The 20029-nt window shown below is 58.2% G+C and carries 20 protein-coding genes; 14 read left to right on the forward strand and 6 right to left on the reverse strand.

Going from position 1 to position 20029, the window contains the following annotated elements; genetic code table 11:
* Positions 1-66 precede the first annotated feature (66 nt).
* From GOV87_RS09735 to smpB, 4 genes are all read left to right on the forward strand, one after another.
* Positions 67-1107 (forward strand): P1 family peptidase, encoded by a 1041-nt coding sequence (locus GOV87_RS09735; protein WP_171211633.1) that lies wholly within the window; start codon positions 67-69, stop codon positions 1105-1107.
* Positions 1108-1198: 91 nt separating this feature from the next.
* On the forward strand, positions 1199-1612 hold the full coding sequence (locus tag GOV87_RS09740; protein WP_171123069.1) for a cytochrome c family protein: 414 nt from the start codon (positions 1199-1201) through the stop codon (positions 1610-1612).
* 209 nt (positions 1613-1821) lie between these two features.
* Entirely contained in the window at positions 1822-2364 is a 543-nt protein-coding gene (gene idi / locus GOV87_RS09745; RefSeq protein WP_171123067.1) for an isopentenyl-diphosphate Delta-isomerase, read from the forward strand.
* A 41-nt stretch (positions 2365-2405) separates the two neighbouring features.
* Positions 2406-2882, forward strand: a complete 477-nt coding sequence (gene smpB / locus GOV87_RS09750; RefSeq protein WP_171211634.1) for an SsrA-binding protein SmpB — start codon at positions 2406-2408, stop codon at positions 2880-2882.
* Between the two features lie 13 nt (positions 2883-2895).
* Here the strand turns inward: smpB and glpK are convergent, their stop codons facing one another.
* The 3 genes from glpK to panB all read right to left on the reverse strand — a co-directional run bounded on the left by glpK (position 2896) and on the right by panB (position 6119).
* Positions 2896-4374 (reverse strand): glycerol kinase GlpK, encoded by a 1479-nt coding sequence (gene glpK, locus GOV87_RS09755; protein WP_171123062.1) that lies wholly within the window; start codon positions 4372-4374, stop codon positions 2896-2898.
* A gap of 66 nt (positions 4375-4440) precedes the next feature.
* Complete coding sequence (gene panC / locus GOV87_RS09760) at positions 4441-5283, reverse strand: pantoate--beta-alanine ligase (RefSeq protein WP_171124102.1); 843 nt, start codon at positions 5281-5283, stop codon at positions 4441-4443.
* Positions 5280-6119 carry a 3-methyl-2-oxobutanoate hydroxymethyltransferase gene (panB, locus tag GOV87_RS09765; protein WP_171211635.1) on the reverse strand — a complete coding sequence of 280 codons (840 nt, stop codon included), beginning with the start codon at positions 6117-6119 and terminating at the stop codon, positions 5280-5282. The genes panC and panB overlap by 4 nt, the downstream gene beginning before the upstream one ends.
* 170 nt (positions 6120-6289) lie before the next feature.
* Here panB and GOV87_RS09770 point away from each other — a divergent pair, with 170 nt between their 5' ends.
* The 6 genes from GOV87_RS09770 to GOV87_RS09795 are packed head-to-tail and all read left to right on the forward strand — an operon-like array spanning position 6290 to position 13782.
* Positions 6290-7777 (forward strand): ABC transporter substrate-binding protein, encoded by a 1488-nt coding sequence (locus GOV87_RS09770; protein WP_171211636.1) that lies wholly within the window; start codon positions 6290-6292, stop codon positions 7775-7777.
* 48 nt (positions 7778-7825) lie between these two features.
* Positions 7826-8902: a hypothetical protein gene (locus GOV87_RS09775; RefSeq protein ID WP_254447348.1), complete on the forward strand. Its 1077-nt coding sequence runs from the start codon at positions 7826-7828 to the stop codon at positions 8900-8902.
* Between the two features lie 40 nt (positions 8903-8942).
* Positions 8943-9890: an ABC transporter permease gene (locus GOV87_RS09780; protein WP_171211637.1), complete on the forward strand. Its 948-nt coding sequence runs from the start codon at positions 8943-8945 to the stop codon at positions 9888-9890.
* Entirely contained in the window at positions 9887-10702 is an 816-nt protein-coding gene (locus GOV87_RS09785) for an ABC transporter permease (RefSeq protein ID WP_171123054.1), read from the forward strand. The genes GOV87_RS09780 and GOV87_RS09785 overlap by 4 nt, the downstream gene beginning before the upstream one ends.
* Positions 10699-12297: an ABC transporter ATP-binding protein gene (locus tag GOV87_RS09790; protein WP_171211638.1), complete on the forward strand. Its 1599-nt coding sequence runs from the start codon at positions 10699-10701 to the stop codon at positions 12295-12297. Before GOV87_RS09785 ends, GOV87_RS09790 begins: the two co-directional genes overlap by 4 nt.
* 33 nt (positions 12298-12330) lie before the next feature.
* Complete coding sequence (locus GOV87_RS09795; protein ID WP_171211639.1) at positions 12331-13782, forward strand: aldehyde dehydrogenase family protein; 1452 nt, start codon at positions 12331-12333, stop codon at positions 13780-13782.
* A gap of 3 nt (positions 13783-13785) precedes the next feature.
* Here the strand turns inward: GOV87_RS09795 and pncB are convergent, their stop codons facing one another.
* On the reverse strand, positions 13786-15078 hold the full coding sequence (pncB, locus tag GOV87_RS09800) for a nicotinate phosphoribosyltransferase (RefSeq protein WP_171211640.1): 1293 nt from the start codon (positions 15076-15078) through the stop codon (positions 13786-13788).
* 164 nt (positions 15079-15242) lie between these two features.
* On the opposite strand from pncB, the gene GOV87_RS09805 reads away from it, so the two are divergent.
* Positions 15243-15776: a hypothetical protein gene (locus tag GOV87_RS09805; protein ID WP_171124118.1), complete on the forward strand. Its 534-nt coding sequence runs from the start codon at positions 15243-15245 to the stop codon at positions 15774-15776.
* Here GOV87_RS09805 and pncA read toward each other — a convergent pair.
* The gene (gene pncA / locus GOV87_RS09810) at positions 15773-16366 is read right to left on the reverse strand and encodes a bifunctional nicotinamidase/pyrazinamidase (RefSeq protein WP_171211641.1); all 594 of its coding nucleotides are present in this window, start codon (positions 16364-16366) and stop codon (positions 15773-15775) included. The genes GOV87_RS09805 and pncA overlap by 4 nt on opposite strands.
* 96 nt (positions 16367-16462) lie before the next feature.
* On the opposite strand from pncA, the gene GOV87_RS09815 reads away from it, so the two are divergent.
* Together GOV87_RS09815 and GOV87_RS09820 are read left to right on the forward strand one after the other, a co-directional pair.
* On the forward strand, positions 16463-17368 hold the full coding sequence (locus tag GOV87_RS09815; RefSeq protein ID WP_171123047.1) for a rhodanese-related sulfurtransferase: 906 nt from the start codon (positions 16463-16465) through the stop codon (positions 17366-17368).
* 75 nt (positions 17369-17443) lie between these two features.
* Positions 17444-17947 (forward strand): potassium channel family protein, encoded by a 504-nt coding sequence (locus GOV87_RS09820; RefSeq protein ID WP_171211642.1) that lies wholly within the window; start codon positions 17444-17446, stop codon positions 17945-17947.
* Positions 17948-17951: 4 nt separating this feature from the next.
* Here GOV87_RS09820 and GOV87_RS09825 read toward each other — a convergent pair whose 3' ends face one another.
* Positions 17952-18281: a hypothetical protein gene (locus GOV87_RS09825; protein ID WP_171123043.1), complete on the reverse strand. Its 330-nt coding sequence runs from the start codon at positions 18279-18281 to the stop codon at positions 17952-17954.
* A 161-nt stretch (positions 18282-18442) separates the two neighbouring features.
* On the opposite strand from GOV87_RS09825, the gene betB reads away from it, so the two are divergent.
* Positions 18443-19897: a betaine-aldehyde dehydrogenase gene (betB, locus tag GOV87_RS09830; protein WP_171211643.1), complete on the forward strand. Its 1455-nt coding sequence runs from the start codon at positions 18443-18445 to the stop codon at positions 19895-19897.
* Positions 19898-20029 lie beyond the last annotated feature (132 nt).

The following is a 20029-nucleotide window of genomic DNA, read 5'->3' on the forward strand; positions in this document are numbered from 1 at the left end:
GCGAAAAATATCCCCGCCGGAGGCAGCGCGCCTGCGCGCTTTTCGGCCCGAAATTCAAAGAAACAAATGACCCCCGGACCAAAGAACCTGATCACCGATGTTCCCGGCCTTTTGGTCGGCAACGCGCAGGACGATGCGTTGAAATCGGGCACAACCGTGCTGACCTCTGACAGCCCCTTCATGGCCTCAGTGCATGTCATGGGGGGCGCACCGGGCACGCGCGAGACTGATCTGCTGGCTGCGGACAAGTCCGTAGACAGGGTGGATGCACTTGTCCTTTCGGGTGGATCAGCCTTTGGATTGGATGCATGCGCCGGTGTTTCTGACTCTTTATACGCACGCAGACGAGGGTTTCAGATGGGCCGCGCGATTGTTCCCATCGTACCGGGCGCGATCCTGTTCGATCTGTTGAACGGAGGAGCTAAAGATTGGGACGATAACCCCTATCGCGCCCTCGGACGAAGCGCCTTTGAATCCGCGTCGGATCAGTTCGACCTCGGAAGCAGCGGGGCGGGGACCGGCGCGCTTACGGCGATGCACAAAGGCGGGCTGGGGTCGGCCTCATTGGTTCTGGATAACGGGGTAACGGTCGGCGCTCTTGTCGCCGCGAATCCACTGGGCAGCGTCACCACCCCGGGGGACAGGCATTTTTGGGCCGCGCCTTTCGAAATCGACCGGGAATTCGGCGGGCGGGGCACCGACCCTGCAACCGGTCTGGGGCGGCAGGTGATCAGCCGTAAAGCGCAGGTCATGCATCCTGCCGAACCAGACAAGACAAACACAACGATTGCAATCGTTGCAACAGACGCGGCATTGACCAAGTCACAGTGTCAGCGCGTGGCTGTTGCCGCCCACGACGGGATCTCACGGGCCATTGTTCCGGCCCATACGCCGGGTGACGGGGATTTGGTGTTCGGGGTCAGCACCGGTGCGCGCGAGATCCGTAGCACCGGACCCGAATTGGGCATGATTGGCCATGCGGCTTCGATCTGCCTCGCCCGTGCAATTGCGCGCGCTGTCTATCTTGCTACGCCAGCAGAGGGCGACCTTTTGCCTTGCTGGTCCCAACAGGATGGTGCGGCTGCTGCCGACTTGGGATCGGTGTGATTTCCGACTTTCGTACGCGGCAATCTGCGCGTTGACTCTGCTCTCTTGCAGGTTTCCATTCATGTCAGCCAATTTGTATCGGAGCAAAGCTATGAATCGCATCCTCGCAACCGCACTCATGGGCCTTTTGGCCGTTCCTGCATTTGCTGAAGGCGACGCAGACGCTGGCAAGAAAGCTTTTAACAAGTGCAAGTCCTGCCACCTGATCGCCGACCCCGCCGGAGAAGTAATCGTCAAGGGCGGTAAGACCGGCCCGAACCTTTATGGTATTGCCGGACGCACGGCCGGAACGGTTGAGGGGTTCAAATATGGTGACAGCCTTGCCGCCGCAGGTGAAAACGGTCTGGTCTGGGACGAGACAACATTTGTTGAATACGCTCAGGACCCCAAGGCTTTCTTGAAAACCTATCTGGATGACACCGCGGCCAAGTCCAAAATGACATTCCGGCTGAAGTCGGGTGCCGAGGATGTGTACGCTTATATTGTTAGTGTTTCTGGCGAATAACGTCTGCATCCACAAGCTTGGGAAGTTGAGCGAAGGCCGCAGCTACCTGCGGCCTTTCGTGCGGTTGATAACTAAGTCGATCAGCGCCACCTTGGAATTATGTGGATTCAAATGCACCGGTGGGATGCAACTGCACAGCCAAGCCGGTCCGGCGACAGCCAGAAGATTTTATCCGGCCGTTCAGTAGGATCGGTAGCAGGAGACATCAAATGGGAATTATGATCCCGGCCTGGGTTGATGGCGAGTTGACCCCCGTGGACAAACTGGAGGCGCATGAAAAGGGTCTCCGGCACAAGGCGGTGTCGGTCTTTGTCGTGCGTGGCACCGAAATTCTGCTGCAGCGTCGAGCGATGGGTAAGTACCACACGCCCGGCCTATGGGCGAATACGTGCTGCACCCATCCCGATTGGGGCGAGACACCCTCGGAATGCGCCGTGCGTCGCCTGCGCGAAGAACTGGGGATCACTGGCCTATACCCCGAATACCGCCACCGGCTGGAGTATCACGCCGATGTCGGCAACTCGATGATCGAACATGAGGTGGTTGACGTTTTTCTTGCCCATGTGCGCGGCCCCCTGACCATCGAGCCGAACCCTGACGAAGTGATGGATATTCGTTGGATCGACTATCACGACCTTCTGGCCGAGGTGCAGCGCCACCCGGCGCGGTTCACGCCATGGCTCAAGATCTACCTGCATAACCATGCCGACACAATTTTTGGCCCCGACCTGATCATCTCGGCTAAGACCTGAGGGCTTGCAAGGCCGCCTTAAGCCGCCTAAATCAACGCGTCATGGCCAAGCAGAAGACAGACCCGAATTACAAAGTCATCGCCGAAAACCGGCGGGCACGTTTCGATTACGCGATCGAGGACGATATCGAGTGCGGCATCGTGTTGGAAGGGTCCGAGGTCAAGTCCCTGCGGGCCGGGGGATCGAACATTGCGGACAGTTATGCCTCGGTCGATGATGGAGAGTTGTGGCTGGTCAACAGCTATATCGCCCCCTACGAGCAGGCGAAGGTCTTCAAGCATGAAGAACGTCGCCGCCGCAAGCTGCTGGTATCTCGCAAGGAATTGTCGAACCTGTGGAATGCGACCCAGCGCAAGGGCATGACGCTGGTGCCGCTGGTTTTGTATTTCAATCACAAGGGTCGGGCCAAGATGAAGATCGGGATCGCCAAGGGTAAAAAGACCCATGACAAGCGCGAAACCCAGGCCAAACGGGATTGGTCACGTCAGAAACAGCGGTTGATGAAGGATCATAGCTGATCCTTCAGCCTTTTCAGAACGCCATCGCGGCGGACACCGCCCTTTGCCAGCGTGCGTAGGCGGCATCTCGGTCTTCTTCTGACAACTCGGGTTCGAATCTGCGGTCCAGCGCCCATGTTTCCGAGAATTCATGTTGCTTGGGGTAAAGCCCCGCGCGCATTCCAGCCAGCCAAGCTGCGCCTAGTGCCGTCGTTTCCTGCATGACGGGGCGGTCTACGGCAGCCCCCAAGTAATCCGCCAGACCCTGCATGGCCCAGTCCGATGCGCTGGCCCCGCCATCCACACGCAAGGTCACCTTGGTGTCTTGGCCCCAATCCCCCTGCATGGCATGCCACAGGTCGCGCGTCTGGTAGGCGATGCTTTCCAGCGTCGCACGGGCAAATTCGGCGCGTCCTGAGTTGCGGGTCAGGCCAAAGACAGCACCCCGGCAATCCGGTTTCCAATAAGGCGCGCCCAGACCGGTGAAGGCAGGAACCAGAACGACGTTCTGGTTTGGGTCGGCCTGTTGCGCAAGCTCGCCGCTTTCGGCCGCAGACTCGATGATCTGCAGCGCATCGCGCAACCACTGCACAGCGGCCCCGGCGACAAATATTGACCCTTCCAAAGCGTAGGTGCGCTGACCATTGAGTTGGTAGGCGATAGTTGTCAGCAGGCGATTCTTGGATTCCACGGGCTTTGAGCCGGTATTCAAAAGCGCAAAGCACCCGGTGCCATAGGTGGATTTCATCATGCCCGGTTTGAAACACGCCTGCCCGATCGTCGCGGCCTGTTGATCGCCTGCGACGCCCAAAATCGGAATCTCGCCGCCCAACAGGGTTGTCGTTCCAAAGTCCGAGGCACAGTCGTGCACCTTGGGCAGCATATTCATCGGAACATCCAGAAGATCACAGATCTCGGCGCTCCATTCTCCGTTATGGATGTCGAACAGCAGGGTGCGGGCGGCGTTGGTGGCGTCGGTGGCATGGCTGCGTCCCTCGGTCAAGCGCCAGATCAGGAAACAGTCGATGGTGCCGAACATCAATTCTCCGGCCTCGGCCTTGTCCCGCGCGCCCGGTACGGTATCCAGCAGCCATTTCACCTTGGTACCCGAGAAATACGGGTCCAGCAGCAGCCCGGTCTGGGCGGTGACGTCGTCTTCGCAGCCCGCTTGTTTGTAACGGGCGCAGATTTCGGCGGTGCGGCGGTCCTGCCAGACGATGGCATTGTAGATCGGCTTGCCTGTGGCGCGATCCCAGACAACGGTTGTTTCGCGCTGATTGGTGATCCCGATCCCGGCAATCTGATCCGGCGTAGCGCCGGCACTGTCCATCACTTCACGGCAGACCCGAAGAACGCTGTCCCAGATTTCCTCAGGGTCATGTTCGACCCAGCCTTCCTGTGGAAAGTGCTGGGTGAACTCATGCTGTGCGGTATCCACGCGTTGCATATCCGCGTCAAACAAAATGGCCCGCGAAGATGTAGTGCCCTGATCAATGGCAAGAATAAAGGTCACGCCTGCGCCCCTCCCGTTTCGTTTTGCGGGACTTTAGCGCAAACAAGGACGCGGGTGCCAGTGCGTTCAGACCGGAATATTGTCGATCAACCGGACGCCATCCGCCCAGGCCGCCGCAAACAGGCGCGCAGGGCGTGATGCATGGGTCAACGGTTCAAGCGTATCGGCGCAGCGTAGCTGAATATACTCGACCTGCGTAAACCCTGCGGCCAGCAATTCCGTTTCAGCCCGCGCAGCCAAAGTGTCGAACTGCGCCCCATCGGCCAATTCCTTGGCAAGGTCGCGCATGATCCGGTGTTTGTTGGCGGCAATGTCCAACCCTTCCGGCGATAGGCGCAAATTGCGCGACGACATCGCCAGCCCCGAGGGTTCGCGAACCGTGGGGCAGCCGATCACCTCGACCGGAATGTCCAGATCACGTGCCATGCGGCGCACGACCATCAGTTGTTGATAGTCCTTTTTCCCGAAATAGGCGCGATCCGCCTGAGTTTGCAGAAACAGCTTGGCAACCACAGTCGCCACGCCATCAAAATGGCCGGGGCGGAATTCGCCTTCCATCACATTGGTCAGGCCCGCGACGGAAACGGTGGTGGCGAACCCCTGCGGATAGATTTCTTCGGGGTCGGGCACATAGATCGCGTCGACGCCGTAAGGGACCAGTTTCTGCGCGTCCTCGTTTTCGGTGCGCGGATATTTGGCCAGATCCTCGGGGTTGTTGAATTGCTTGGGGTTTACGAAAATGGTCACGATCACCCGGTCCGAGCCCGCCTTGGCCGCTTCGACCAGCGATAGATGCCCCTGATGAAGCGCGCCCATCGTGGGTACGACGCCGATCTTTTCACCATTGTTATGCCATTGAGTCGTCAACGCGCGCAGATCCGTCAGGCGGCGCAGGATTGGTGCAGTCATTTAGCGGATCCTTTGGCCGGAGCCTGATCAGAGAACACGTGTTCCTCGGCAGGAAAAGTCCGTGCGCGGACTTCGGCTGCGTATTCGGCGATCGCCGATTCCGCCAGCGGGCCAAGCTCGGCATAGCGTTTGACGAATTTCGGTTTGAAGGCGGTGAAAAAGCCGACCATGTCATCCACCACCAGAATCTGACCGTCGCACCCGGCAGAGGCACCGATGCCAATCGTGGGGATTGCGATGTCAGCCGTAATCCGATCGGCCAGCCGTTGCGGGACCTTCTCAAGCACAACGGAAAACGCGCCCGCTTCGGCAACGGCCTGGGCATCGGCCAGAACAGCCTCGGCCTGGTCGTCCCGGCCTTGCACCTTGTAGCCGCCCAGCGTGTTGATGGATTGCGGCGTCAGGCCGATATGCGCCATTACGGGGATGCCGCGTTTGACCAGAAAGCGGATGGTGTCGGCCATCTCGACTCCGCCCTCCAGCTTGACCGCGCCTGCGCCCGTTTCAGCCATTAGGCGGGCGGCGTTGCAGAAAGCCTCGTTTGGTGAATGCTCGTAACTGGCGAAAGGCATATCAATGACCATCATCGCATTGTTCAAACCGCGCGCGACGGCCTGACCATGCAGGATCATCATCTCCATCGTCACCCCAAGGGTCGATTCCAGACCATGCAGCACCATGCCGACGCTGTCGCCCACCAGAACAAAGTCGCAATGGTCATCCATCAGCCGTGCCATGGGCGTGGTATAGGCGGTCAGGCTGACCAGAGGTTCGCCCCCTTTACGGGCGCGGATATCCTCGGCATTCGGGGCCTTTTTGCGGGCGGTGGCGCTCATGATCGCTCCTCCGGGATTCATGTTGCAGCGCGGCATAGCAGATCGGACACGGGCTAAGAAACCCCGGTTGCGCCAACAATCCCTTGATTGACCTAAGGTTTAAAGTGACATTGGTCTTTGAAAGGCCCGAAAACCAAGGGGTCGCGGATATTCAGTGGGGAGTTATTTCTATGACAAAGCAGATGTTTCGGTCCTTTGCCTCGGCCCTTGCGGTGGGTGCCAGCCTGTTTGCAACGCAGGCTGTGGCCAAGTCCGACATAACCATCGCAATGCAACTGGAACCACCGCATCTGGACCCGACCAGCGCCGCGGCGCAGGCCATCGATTCGGTTGTGTACACGAATATCTTCGAAGGTCTGACGCGGTTCATGGGTGACGGGTCGGTCGTGCCCGGCCTGGCGGAAAGCTGGGAGATTTCCGAGGACGGCACGGTCTATACCTTCAAGCTGCACGACGGGGTTACGTTCCATGATGGCACAACGATGGATGCCGAAGACGTCAAGTTCAGCCTTGATCGCGCCACCGCCGAAGACAGTGCCAATGCGCAAAAAGCCCTGTTCGCCGGGATCGAAAGCGTCGAGGTCATGGACCCCCTGACCGTCAAGGTCACACTCTCGGCCCCAAACGGGAACTTTCTGTTCAATCTAGCTTGGGGTGACGCGGTGATCGTAGCCCCCGAGAGTATCGAGAACATAAAGACCAACCCTGTCGGAACCGGAGCTTTCACCTTTGGTGAATGGGTTCAGGGTGACAGCATCACGTTGAACCGCAACCCGGATTATTGGGGTGAACAACCTGCGCTAGAGACCGCCACGTTCAAGTTCATCTCGGACCCCACTGCCGCCTTTGCCGCGATGATGGCCGAGGATGTGGACGTATTCGACAACTTCCCGGCGCCTGAAAACCTGCCTCAGTTCGAGGCTGATCCGCGGTTTCAGGTGCTTGTCGGATCAACCGAAGGTGAAACCATCCTGTCCACCAACAACAAGCAGCCACCGTTTGATGATATTCGGGTGCGGCAGGCCGTGGCGCATGCCATTGACCGTCAGGCCATAATCGACGGGGCCATGTTCGGCTATGGCACACCGATTGGAACCCACTTTGCCCCGCACAACCCGGCCTATGTCGATCTGACCGGGAAATCGGCCTATGACCCCAAGAAAGCCGCCCAGTTGCTGGCCGATGCGGGGTATGAAAAAGGGTTCGAAACCACGCTGCACCTGCCGCCCCCATCATATGCCCGGCGCGGCGGCGAGATCGTCGCAGCACAATTGGCCGAGGTAGGAATTCAGGCCGAAATCATCAACGTAGAATGGGCGCAGTGGTTGGAATCCGTGTTCAAGGGCAAGGATTTTGGCCTGACGATTGTTAGCCATACGGAACCCATGGATATCGGGATCTATGCCCGTCCGGATTACTATTTCCAGTATGACAGCGTCGATTTTCAAACTTTGATGGATACGCTGAACGAAACCACAGACCCGGACGAGCGTAAAAAGCTGCTGGGAGAAGCCCAAAGGCTGATCTCGAACGACTATGTCAATGGATACCTGTTCCAGCTTGCCAAGTTGGGTGTTGCACGGGCGGGTGTGCAGGGCCTGTGGAAGAACGCGCCGACGGCCGCCATCGACCTGACGGAAATCAGTTGGTCTGAATAACTTTTCAGGGGCCTCCATGAGTGGCCCCTGTTTTTCAGAAGAATCCTGATGACTATGATTGTGTATCGCGCCCTTTGTTTGCTTGTTTCCCTAACCTGCCTCGTGTTGGTCATGGGCGGGCAGGCGCAGGCACAAAACGCGCTTGGCGGGCGGCTGGATGCGCTGGCAGGCACGCCTGAAAACCCTTTGCAGGTTGGTATCGGCATCAGGATTGACCAGATTACCAGCGTCGACCAAAAGGCCGAGAATTACGGCGCGGTCGTCGTGCTGCGGGTGGAATGGACCGATCCAGCGTTGGCCTTCGACCAACAGGCATTGGGTCGGGATATTCGGGTTTTCAATCCACCTGCACTGGCCGACCACGCGGCAAGTATCGGGGCCGTGCTGCCCGCTTTCGTCATTCACAACCAGCAGTCAAACAAGTGGATACACGAGTCCGCCGCCTCGCTGCGGTATGATGGTCGTGTGGTCTATGTCGAGAAATCCAATCTGACGTTGCAGGCCCCGCATTTCGATTTTCGCAAATACCCGTTCGACACGCAGGATTTCTTCTTTGAAGTCGTCTCAATCTTTCCATCGGAATACGTGTCCTACTATCCGCTCGAGGACCACTCGGGCCTGGGCGACATGCTGGGTGAGGAAGAGTGGGTTCTTGGAAACGCCCGTGTCGAAGCATCGACGGTTCCGGGCCTGTCGGGGCAGGACAGTGATCAGATCGCGCTGGTCTTTGAAGGCAGTCGTCACCTGACCTACTATGTGATCCGTGTTTTCCTGCCGATGCTGGTGCTGATCACCGTCGGCTGGGCGCTGTTCTTTCTGGACGAATACCGCAGGCGGATTGAAATCGCCGGAGGTAACCTTTTGGTGTTTGTGGCCTTCAACTGGGCAATCTCGGCTGATCTGCCCAAGCTGGGTTACCTGACGTTTCTGGATTTTGTTCTGCAGTGCATGTTTCTGATGACCGGGGCTTTGATTGTGTTCAACGTGGCCCTGCGCAAGCTCAAAGTGTCGGGCCGAGAAGAGGCTGCGCGCAAGCTGGACAACTATGCGATCAAGTGGATCTATCCTTTGGGCTATGCCGCTATCGTGGGTTACGCGGTTTTTGCCTATCTTCTGATCCCTTAGGTGCTGGACCCGGACGATATGTGATCCTAACGTGGCACCAATGCTCCGTTATGCACTTAAACGTCTGATATCTCTGATGATCAGCCTGGCCGTGGCCTCGGCGGTTATTTTTGCCGTGATCGAGGTTGCGCCCGGCGACCCTGCATCCTTTATGCTGGGCGTCAACGCGCAAGAGGACACGTTGGCCGCGCTGCGTGCAGAGCTTGGATTGGATGGCTCGAAGATTCAGCGTTACTTTAACTGGGTTAGCGGGATGCTGATGGGGGATTTCGGAACCTCCTACACATATCGAACGCCAGTTTCGCAGATGATCGCCGACCGGTTGTGGGTGTCGCTGCCATTGGCGTTATACGCGCTGACCCTGTCGACCCTGATCGCCTTTCCAGCTGGTATCTATGCCGCCGCGCGACGGGGTAAACCGGGGGATTTGACCGTGATGGGTGCCACGCAACTGGGCATCGCGGTTCCCAATTTCTGGTTTGCGATGATGCTGGTGCTGATCTTCGCCATCAACCTGCGCTGGTTCAATGCCGGAGGGTTCGCAGGGTGGGACACCGGGTTTTGGACCGGCCTGCATTCCCTGACCCTGCCCGCCATCGCGCTGGCCTTGCCGCAAGCGGCGATTCTGGCGCGGGTGATGCGGTCATCCCTGCTGGATATTCTGGGCGAAGACTTCATGCGCACTGCCCGTGCAAAGGGGTTAACGCGCAGGCAAGCCTTGTGGAGGCACGGCGTGCGCAATGCATTGATCCCGGTGCTGACCATTATCGGGCTGCAATTCTCGTTCCTGCTGGCCGGTTCGATCATTATCGAGCAGGTGTTCTACCTTCCGGGCCTCGGGCGGTTGGTGTTTCAGGCGATCTCGGCCCGGGATTTGATCGTTGTGGAATCGGTGGTCATGCTGCTGGTGTTTGCCGTCATCACCGTTAATTTTCTGGTCGACCTGGCCTATGCCGCCGTCGATCCCCGCCTGAGGAGCCGGACATGAGCCGCAACCTGATCCTTGGGGCGGCTTTGTCGTCGCTGGTTGTTCTGGCGGCCTTGGTCTCTTTTGTCTGGACGCCTTACGACTATGCCGCGCTGAGTATCCCGGACAAGCTGCAACCACCAAATGCGCAGCACTGGTTCGGAACGGATCATTTTGGCCGCGACATGTTTTCCATGATCATGGTCGGTGCGCGAACGTCCATTGCGGTGGCCTTGGTCGCAGTGGGTATCGGCATGGCGCTAGGTGTGCCGCTGGGATTGGCGGCAGCAGCGCGCAATGGATCGTGGCTGGATGAGCTAATCATGCGCGGCAATGATCTAGTATTTGCGTTTCCTTCACTGGTCATCGCGATCCTGATCACTGCCGTGTTCGGGGCGGGGGCGGTCAACGCAATCATCGCGATCGGCATATTCAACATTCCCGTCTTCGCCCGTATCACCCGCGGCGCGGCGCTGTCCCTGTGGGAGCGCGAGTTCATCCTTGCCGCCCGTGTGTCTGGCAAAGGTGCCGCCCGGATATCAGCCGAACATATTCTGCCCAACGTCGCCAATTTGCTGATCGTGCAGGGGACCATTCAGTTCTCGCTGGGCATACTGGCCGAGGCGGGCCTGTCCTATGTCGGTCTGGGGGCGCAACCGCCAACGCCCAGTTGGGGTCGGATGTTGGCCGACGCACAGACAATGGTCAGTTTTGCCCCGCATTTGGCTCTGATTCCGGGGCTTGCGATTATCGTAACCGTGCTGGGTCTGAACCTTTTAGGGGACGGACTGCGTGATTGGCTGGATCCCCGAATAAGGGTGGCGCGCGCATGAGCTTGCTGGATATTGAAAACCTGTCTCTGACTATCCACGGCGTGCCGATCCTGAAACAGGTCAGCCTGTCCATCGCCCCGGGCGAGATTGTGGCCGTAACCGGCGAGAGCGGGTCGGGCAAGTCGATGACTGCCTTGGCCGTGATGCAGTTGCTGCCGAACGGAGGACAGGCAACAGGTGCAATCCGGCTGGAAGGCCATGACCTTTTGACCCGCCCCGAGGCTGAAATGTGTGCCCTGCGCGGCGCTGCGATCGGAATGGTGTTTCAAGAGCCGATGACCGCGCTGAATCCGGTCAAGACCATCGGGGATCAGGTGATGGAGACAATCCTAATCCACAAGGCGATGCCCCGCCCAAAGGCCCGTGAACGCGCCGAGGAGGTTCTGACCCGAGTGGGCCTGCCACCTGACCGTTTCCCGCTGACCCGCTATCCGCACGAGTTGTCGGGCGGTCAGCGGCAGCGTGTCGTGATTGCCATGGCCATCGCGCTGCGCCCGAAGCTGTTGATCGCGGACGAACCCACGACGGCGCTGGATGTAACAACGCAGGCGCAGATCCTCGATCTGCTCAGGGGGTTGGTCAGCGAATATGGCATGGGTTTGCTGATGATCACGCATGATTTGGCGGTCGTGGCCGATCTGGCCGACAAGATCGTCGTTATGCGTCACGGCGAAGTTGTTGAGGAAGGGGCCACGGAAAACCTGTTGCGCGACATGCAGCACCCCTACACACGTATGCTGTTCGAGGCGTCTGGTCACAAGGTTTCCCTACCCGACACGATAAGCCCGCGCCCGCTGCTTGAGGTTACGCAGGTTGTCCGCGATTATCGCCTTCCCCGGAAAGGCTTGTTTGATACACCCGGTCATCACCGTGCCGTCGATCAGGTAAGCTTCACTCTCAATCGTGGGGAGCGTTTGGGACTGGTCGGCGAATCTGGATGTGGCAAATCGACCCTAACACGAGCGATTTTGGGTTTAGAGGAGATTCAGTTCGGGGACATCCGGCTGGAAGGGGAGCCCGTTTTTGCGGGCCACAAGCCAAACCCAGCCGTGCGGCAAAAGATGCAGGTGGTGTTCCAAGACCCATATGGCAGTTTCAACCCCCGCCACCGGGTCGCGCGGTTGATCACAGAACCGTTTCACGTATTGGAAAATCCGCCCAAAGGGGCCGCGCGTCAGGATTTGATCGCCGAAATGCTGAGTGCTGTGGGCCTCAGCCCAGAAGACGCGGATAAGTACATCCACGAATTTTCCGGCGGTCAGCGGCAGCGCATTGCTATTGCTCGCGCCTTGATTATCCGGCCCGAGCTGATCCTGTTCGACGAGGCTGTTTCAGCGCTTGACGTATCCGTACGCGCGCAAATCCTCGACCTTCTGGCTGAGCTCTGCGCGGCATATGACCTGACGTATCTGTTCATAAGTCACGATCTTAGTGTCGTCAGAACAATCACTGACCGCGTGATGGTGATGCAGGCCGGTAGAATTGTTGAGCAGGGCGAGACCGAGCAGGTCTTTTCCGACCCCCAGCATCCCTATACCCGAACCCTGATCGACGCCGCGCCTGTTCTGCCAGATATCGGCAGTCAGGTGGCTTGATTCCCAATGTTAGAGCCGAAATAGGAGATCGAAATGCCCAATCCTCTCTGGTTCAACCCAACCCATTGTCTGATCGGAGGCGCATGGGTCGATCCCACCTCGGGGTCGACCTTACCTTTGGTCAACCCTTCTGACGGGGCTGAGATTTGCCGTATTGCCCGCGGCGAAGCTGCAGATATCGACGCAGCGGTCCAAGCCGCGCAATCGGCCCTGGACGGTGACTGGGGCCGTAAAACCGCGCTGGAGCGGGGCCGCATCCTGACGCGATTGGGTCAGTTGGTATTGGAACGGGTCGATGATCTGGCAGCTTTAGAGGCGATGGATGTCGGCAAGCCCCTGACACAGGCCCGCGCTGACGCTGTGGCGCTGGCGCGGTATTGCGAGTTCTATGGCGGTGCCGCCGACAAGGTCATGGGCGACACGATCCCTTATCTGGAAGGCTACACCGTCTACACCTTGCGAGAGCCGCATGGGGTGACCGGCCATATCGTGCCATGGAATTACCCCATGCAGATCATTGGCCGTTCGGTCGGGGCGGCGCTGGCGATGGGCAATGCCTGCGTCCTGAAACCTGCCGAAGAAGCCTGTCTGACGGCACTTGCCTTCGCACATCTGGCGCAAGAGGCTGGGTTGCCAGCAGGTGCATTGAATGTGGTGCCCGGTTTGGGTGCCGAGGCTGGTGCTGCATTGTCCGGTCATCCAGGCGTGCACCATATCTCGTTCACCGGGTCGGTCGCTACAGGTTCGCTGGTGCAACAGGCGGCAGGCCGCAATGTGGTGCCGGTGACACTGGAATTGGGAGGGAAGTCCCCGCAACTGGTGTTTGACGATGCCGATCTGGACGCCGCCCTGCCGTTTCTGGTGAACGCAGGAATTCAGAACGCGGGTCAGACATGTTCAGCCTCATCCCGCATATTGGTGCAGCATGGAGTGTATGAGCAGGTCAAATCCCGTATGGCCGACGCCTATGCCGATCTGACCGTTGGACCAGCGAATGAGGATTTGCGGCTCGGTCCCCTGATTTCTGCCCGTCAAAAGGACATCGTCGAAGGGTTTTTGTCCAAGGGGGTGGACCTGAAAGTCGCTGCGCAGGGTCGCATCGTTGAGCACGCGCCAACCGATGGGGCCTATGTCCGTCCAACGCTGTTTTCTGACGTGCCGCCCGATCACGCGTTGGCCCGTGACGAAATATTCGGCCCTGTGCAAGTCTTGATCCCCTTTGATTCCGAGGAAGACGCCGTGCAGATTGCCAACGGAACCGACTATGGTCTGGTGGCCAGCATTTGGACCCGCGATGGTGCTCGCCAGATGCGATTGGCGAAACGTCTGCGCTCGGGTCAGGTTTTCGTCAACAATTATGGCGCCGGTGGCGGCGTGGAACTGCCCTTTGGCGGGGTGGGAAAATCCGGGCATGGTCGCGAAAAGGGATTTGAGGCGCTGTTTGGGTTCTCACAACTCAAAACGGTGGCAAGTTTCCATGGTTAGAGCCTAAACAATCACCTCGATCGACTCTTGTGCACCCACACCGAACACGCGCTTGTAGCGCTCGATTTCGTCCGCCGGGCCCATTGCCTTTTCCGGGTTGTCCGACAGTTTGACCGTTGGGCGGCCATTGGCCGAGACTGCTTTGCACACCAAGGAAAACGGGGCCAGCGCGTCATCCGGCACCAGCCCGCGAAAATCATTGGTCAAAAGCGTGCCCCAGCCAAACGACACTTTGGTGCGCCCTGCAAACTGGCTGTGCAGCTCGCGGATTTTGTCTACGTCCAACCCGTCAGAAAAGATCACCCGCTTTTCCATTGGATCCTCGCCGCGCGATTTCCACCATTGGATTGCTATTTCCGCACCAGTGGCCGGATCGCCGCTGTCTACGCGGATACCGGTCCATCCGGCCAGCCAATCAGGTGCGCGATCCAGAAACCCCTGCGTGCCATAGGTGTCAGGCAGGATGATGCGAAGATTTCCGTCATGTTCGTCATGCCAGTCGCTGAGAACATCATAAGGCGCCTGCGCCAGTGCCTCATCGGTGTCAGCCAACGCCGAATAGACCATAGGCAGTTCGTGCGCGTTGGTGCCGATGGCTTCAACCTCGCGCCGCATGGCGATCAGGCAGTTCGACGTACCCGTGAACGCAGGCCCCAGCCCTTCGATCATGGCTTGGACGCACCAATCCTGCCACAGGAAGGAATGCCTGCGACGTGTTCCGAAATCGGCAATGCCCAACCCCTCAATCCCGCGTAGCTGTTCGATTTTCTCCCAAACGCGGGTCATCGCACGGGCATAGAGCACCTGAAGCTCGAACCGGCGCATGTCATTCAGCACGGCGCGGGACCGCAGCTCCATCAGAACGGCCAAGGCGGGGATTTCCCACAGCATGACCTCGTGCCACTTGCCTTCGAAGGTTAGTTCGTACTGATCGCCCTTGCGTTCAAGATGGTAGGGCGGCAGGCGCAGATTCTCGAACCACTCCATGAAATCCGAGCGGAACATCTGCCGTTTGCCGTAGAACATATTGCCCCGCAACCATGTGCTTTCTCCCCGGCTGAGGCTTAGTGAGCGGATGTGATCCAACTGTTCCCGCAGCTCGCCTTCGTCGATAAGCTGGGCCAGGGGGATGTGATTCGACCGATTGATCAGCGAAAACACCACATCCGTTTGGGGCTTATTTCGAAACACTGACTGGCACATCAGCAGTTTGTAGAAATCTGTGTCGATTAAAGACCGGACAATTGGGTCAATCTGCCATTTATGATTGTACACGCGCGCCGCAATATCGACCATGAGGAACTCCTGCGATTTCCGTTGTTAGATCAATCGGTGCGTTGAATGGCAAGAGTCGCTCGTTCGGGGACAATGACAATGTCAGGTCACAAAGCGAGCATATTGTGAGTTCTTTTCGCTTGTTAGTGAAAAGTATGGAAGGGAAGACGAGGTTTAAATAGTGAATGGTTCTCGAGTACGATTTTGACATCGTTGTAGTCGACCCGGGGGATGGTGGTCTGGAAACGGGCGCGGATGGGTATTCGCAAAAGCCGGTATTGCGCGCGATGTTCCGCGACGTGAAGACGGCGGACGCCTTGCGTGCGACCTCGCCGAAGATTCGCAAAATCTTCCAGGATGCGGGGTTTGGTCTGGACGCCACCGGCAGCGAGTTGCTGCACGGTCTTTACCGTCCGCGTGACGAGGCCGAGCGTGAGCGGATTTTACGCGCCTTGTTTGCCAATATTCGTGATCTTGGGGTTCAGGGCGAATATTGCGGTGAATTTGACTTTTGGAAGTTCCTGCGCGACGTCAAAACGGCTCGCCCACGGAACGGTCAGCGCAGAAAGGTGGCCGATTGGACACCCAATCCGCGTTACAAATCGCCTGCAACACCCCAACGTCGGACCGTACCGGCACGGGTCGGTGTCGCATTGGGCCTGGCCGTGGTCATATTTGTCATACTCAAATACCTGGCGGATTCAGGGTCGACGCCCTAGGTCAACGTCACACCTGCATTGCGCATTGCCGATTGGGCCGCCGCCAACGAGCCGTCCAGATCAATGGCGCGGCACATATCCATGCGCACTGTCACGTCAAACCCAAGCCGCGCTGCATCCACTGCCGAGAAGTGAACGCAAAAATCCGTGGCCAGCCCAACCATGGTCAGTTTCCTGAGGCCGCGTGTATTCAGATATCCTTCAAGGCCCGTGGGTGTGGTTCGGTCATTCTCAAAAAAGGCGGAGTAACTGTCGATGTCGCTGCGAAATCCCTTACGGATGATCAGGTCGCCGTCGCTGCGCAGGTCGGGATGAAACGCTGCGCCCTTGGTCCCCTGCACACAGTGATCCGGCCACAATACCTGCGGGCCATAGGGCATCTCAGTCATATCAAAAGGATTTTTGCCTGAATGAGAGCTGGCGAAAGATGAATGCCCTGCCGGATGCCAGTCCTGCGTCAGGATGACCGCGTCGAAATCGTTCATCATGGCGTTGATGGGGGCAACGATCTTATCCCCTTCGGGCACGGCCAGCGCGCCGCCGGGGCAAAAGTCGTTCTGGACGTCGATTACGATCAGGGCGTGGGTCATCGGGGCCTCCTTGCGTTGTCTTATCGGTAGGCGGCAAGCAGGGGGGCGTCAATCCGGTCCCTTGCGACTCTTTGAATGCAGGTTTAGACCGCGCGCATGTATACCATCGCTGCCCTCTATCACTTCACCCGATTCCCGGATCACGCTGCCCTGCGTGCTCCTCTGCTAGAGCTATGCCGCGCGCAAGCGGTCAAAGGCACGTTGCTGTTGGCGCAGGAAGGGATCAACGGAACCATTGCAGGCCCCCGTGCCGGGATCGACGCGGTGCTGGCCCATATCAAGGCATTGCCGGGATGCGTGGACCTTGAATGGAAAGAGGCCACCGCCGATCATCCACCTTTTGGCAAGATGAAGGTGCGCCTGAAGAAAGAGATCGTGACCATGGGCCAGCCGGATGTCGATCCGCGCGCCCGAGTTGGCAACTATGTTGAGCCCGAAGATTGGAATGACCTGATCCGCTCGGACGATGTTGTGGTGATCGACACGCGTAATGATTACGAGGTTGCAATTGGCACGTTTGAAGGCGCAATAGACCCTGAAACAGCCAGTTTCCGCGAATTCCCGGCGTGGTGGGAGGAGAACAAGGATCGTTTCCACAACAAGCGCGTTGCCATGTTCTGCACCGGCGGGATCCGCTGTGAGAAATCGACCAACTTCCTGTTGGGGCAGGGGGTTGAGGATGTCTATCACCTGAAAGGCGGCATTCTGCGTTACCTTGAGGAAATGCCCGCCGAAGACAGCACATGGCAGGGCGAGTGTTTCGTGTTCGACAATCGTGTGTCTGTTGGGCACGGGCTGGTCGAAGGCCCCCACAATCTGTGTCACGGCTGCCGACGTCCGATCCTGCCCGAAGATATGAAACGCCCTGAATACGAGCATGGCGTGTCCTGCCACCGGTGCATCAACGAAACGTCCGAGGCGGACAAAATGCGTTTTCGCGAGCGGCAGAAACAGATCGGACTGGCGCGTCAACGCGGGCACGAGCATCTGGGCACGACCTAAACCTCTGATTTTTCAGGTTGCGGGTATGCGCCTCTGACCCGATGATTAACCGTGTCCCATACTGACGGAGGTTTCATGCACCGCGACCCGATTACTCTGGAAGAGTGGAAATCGACCTTGGTTGCTGCCCTTGGGTTGGTGGTCGCCAGCTTCATCGCATGGTACGGGCTGTCGCGGCTAAGTGAAACCACGGCGGGCGACAAGATCGGCACAGCAACAACCGTTCTGCTGACGATTTGGCTTGTTTCGCAGACCTGGTATTACATGACCCAGGTCAAATCTCCCCGGCGGCAACTGCTGCTGATGGGGATTTCCTTCATTCAGGTTGTCCCCTTTCTTTTTGCGGCTGTCTATGGGTCGTTCGGTTATTTTGACCTGTGTGTCGTAGGCGCGCGCGGCCCAACTGATGTTTTGTATTTCTCTTACGTGACTTTCACCACAGTTGGGTTCGGGGATTTACACCCCGCCGGAATGTGTCGCGGTTTGGCCGTGGCCGAAGCTATCACCGGCTATATCTTGTTGGGCCTGTTTGTGGCCGCAGCGGTAGGGATTTACGCCCGCTCACACAGCGAAAACTGATCCGCTATTTGTTGTGGTCGATCCACAGCGACATCGCATGTTTGTCCCGAAAACACTCCTGCGGGATTTGTCTGCGTTTGCTGCGGGCAATCCGCTCGGCATAGGCCACCTGCTTGCCGGTCGGATAATTGGCAAAGGGTGATGGATCATGCGGTTTGTGCGCTGAAATCCACTGCGACATGGCCCGACGATCCCGTTGTGCTTCGACAGGGATTTCCAAAGCTGACTGTTGGGCAATCGCGCGCGCATAGCGCATTTGCCGATCAGTGACGGGCAGCAAGTGATAGTCGTTTGATGGGCCGTTCAGAGCAGAATTTTGCGTGGCGTAAGACATCGGAATGTTCCTCTGACTATGTGGAACATAAATGGAACATTAACTTTTCTATTCAAGAGGGCGGTGATTCACATCAGCGAGAGTTTGCCGTGTTTACGTTTATTGACTGGTCAGTCAATAAAAGCTAGAGCCGAAGAAAGACTTCTGAAAAGGACCCGGTCATGAAATTCCAGCCCAAGGCGAGCCATTTTATCAACGGCGAATACGTCGAAGACACCAATGGCGCCCCCATCGACGTTATCTTTCCCGCAACCGGAGAGATTATCGCCCGGCTGCATTCCGCCACGGCAGAAGTTGTTGAACAGGCTCTAAACAGTGCGAAAACGGCTCAAAATGAATGGGCTGCGCTGTCGGGAACCGAGCGTGGCCGGGTTCTGCGTCTTGCCGCTGACATCATGCGTGAACGCAATCGCGAGCTGTCTATTCTGGAAACCCACGATACCGGCAAACCACTGCAGGAAACGCTGGTCGCCGACGCCACCAGCGGGGCTGACGCGTTGGAATATTTCGGTGGGTTGGCGGCCTCGCTGACCGGTGAACATATCCCGCTGGGCGGCGGAGATTTTGTCTATACCATCCGCGAGGCGCTGGGCGTCTGCGTCGGCATCGGCGCGTGGAACTATCCGACACAGATCGCGTGCTGGAAGGGCGCGCCCGCGCTGGCTTGTGGCAACGCCATGGTGTTCAAACCGTCGGAAACCACGCCCCTGTCCGCGCTGAAAGTGGCCGAGATTCTAATCGAAGCCGGGGCCCCCAAAGGCATCTACAACGTCGTGCAGGGTTACGGTGATGTGGGTGCGTCGCTGGTAACAGACCCGCGCGTGGCCAAAGTGTCGCTGACCGGATCGGTGCCCACGGGCCGCAAGGTCTATGCCGCCGCCGCCGCCGACATGAAACACGTGACGATGGAGCTGGGCGGCAAATCCCCGATGATCGTGTTTGACGATGCGGATATCGAAAACGCTGTTTCGGGCGCGATTCTGGGCAATTTCTACTCCTCGGGTCAGGTCTGTTCCAACGGCACCCGCGTCTTTGTGCAGAAAGGCATCAAGGATCAATTCCTTGCCCGCCTGTCCGAACGTCTGGCTGCAGCGAAAATAGGCGACCCGCTGGATGAAAGCGTCAATTTCGGCCCCATGGTCAGCGAAAACCAGATGAACATCGCGCTGGGCTATGTCGAAAAAGGCAAAGCCGAAGGTGCTCGTCTGGTCTATGGCGGCGACCGGATCGAGGGCGGCGGGTTCTATATGCAGCCCACCGTTTTTGCCGATGTCACCGATGACATGACCATCGCCCGCGAGGAAATCTTTGGCCCGGTGATGTCCGTTCTGGATTTCGAAACTGAAGACGAAGTGTTGGTCCGCGCCAATGATACCGAATTTGGTCTGGCCGCCGGTGTCTTTACCAACGATCTGACCCGCGCCCACCGCATCGTGGCCGGGTTCGAGGCGGGTACCTGCTATATCAACACCTACAACTTGGCCCCGGTCGAGGCCCCGTTTGGCGGCTCAAAGATGTCGGGTGTGGGGCGCGAGAACTCGAAACTGGCGATCAACCACTTCAGTGAGATGAAGACCGTCTATGTTTCGGTGAACGACGTCGAGGCGCCGTATTAACTCAACTCTGGTTGAGAATTATTCGAGGTAGAACTTACCTGTTCCCGACATTCTGCGTCGGGAACAGAACATAAGGCCCCCGGAACCTGTGGCTGACTTTCTGGTAAGAGTTTATTCGCGCGCCAGCAGGAG

The sequence above is a fragment of the Ruegeria sp. HKCCA5426 genome, from assembly GCF_013034585.1.
In the GTDB taxonomy this organism is placed as follows: Bacteria; Pseudomonadota; Alphaproteobacteria; order Rhodobacterales; family Rhodobacteraceae; genus Ruegeria.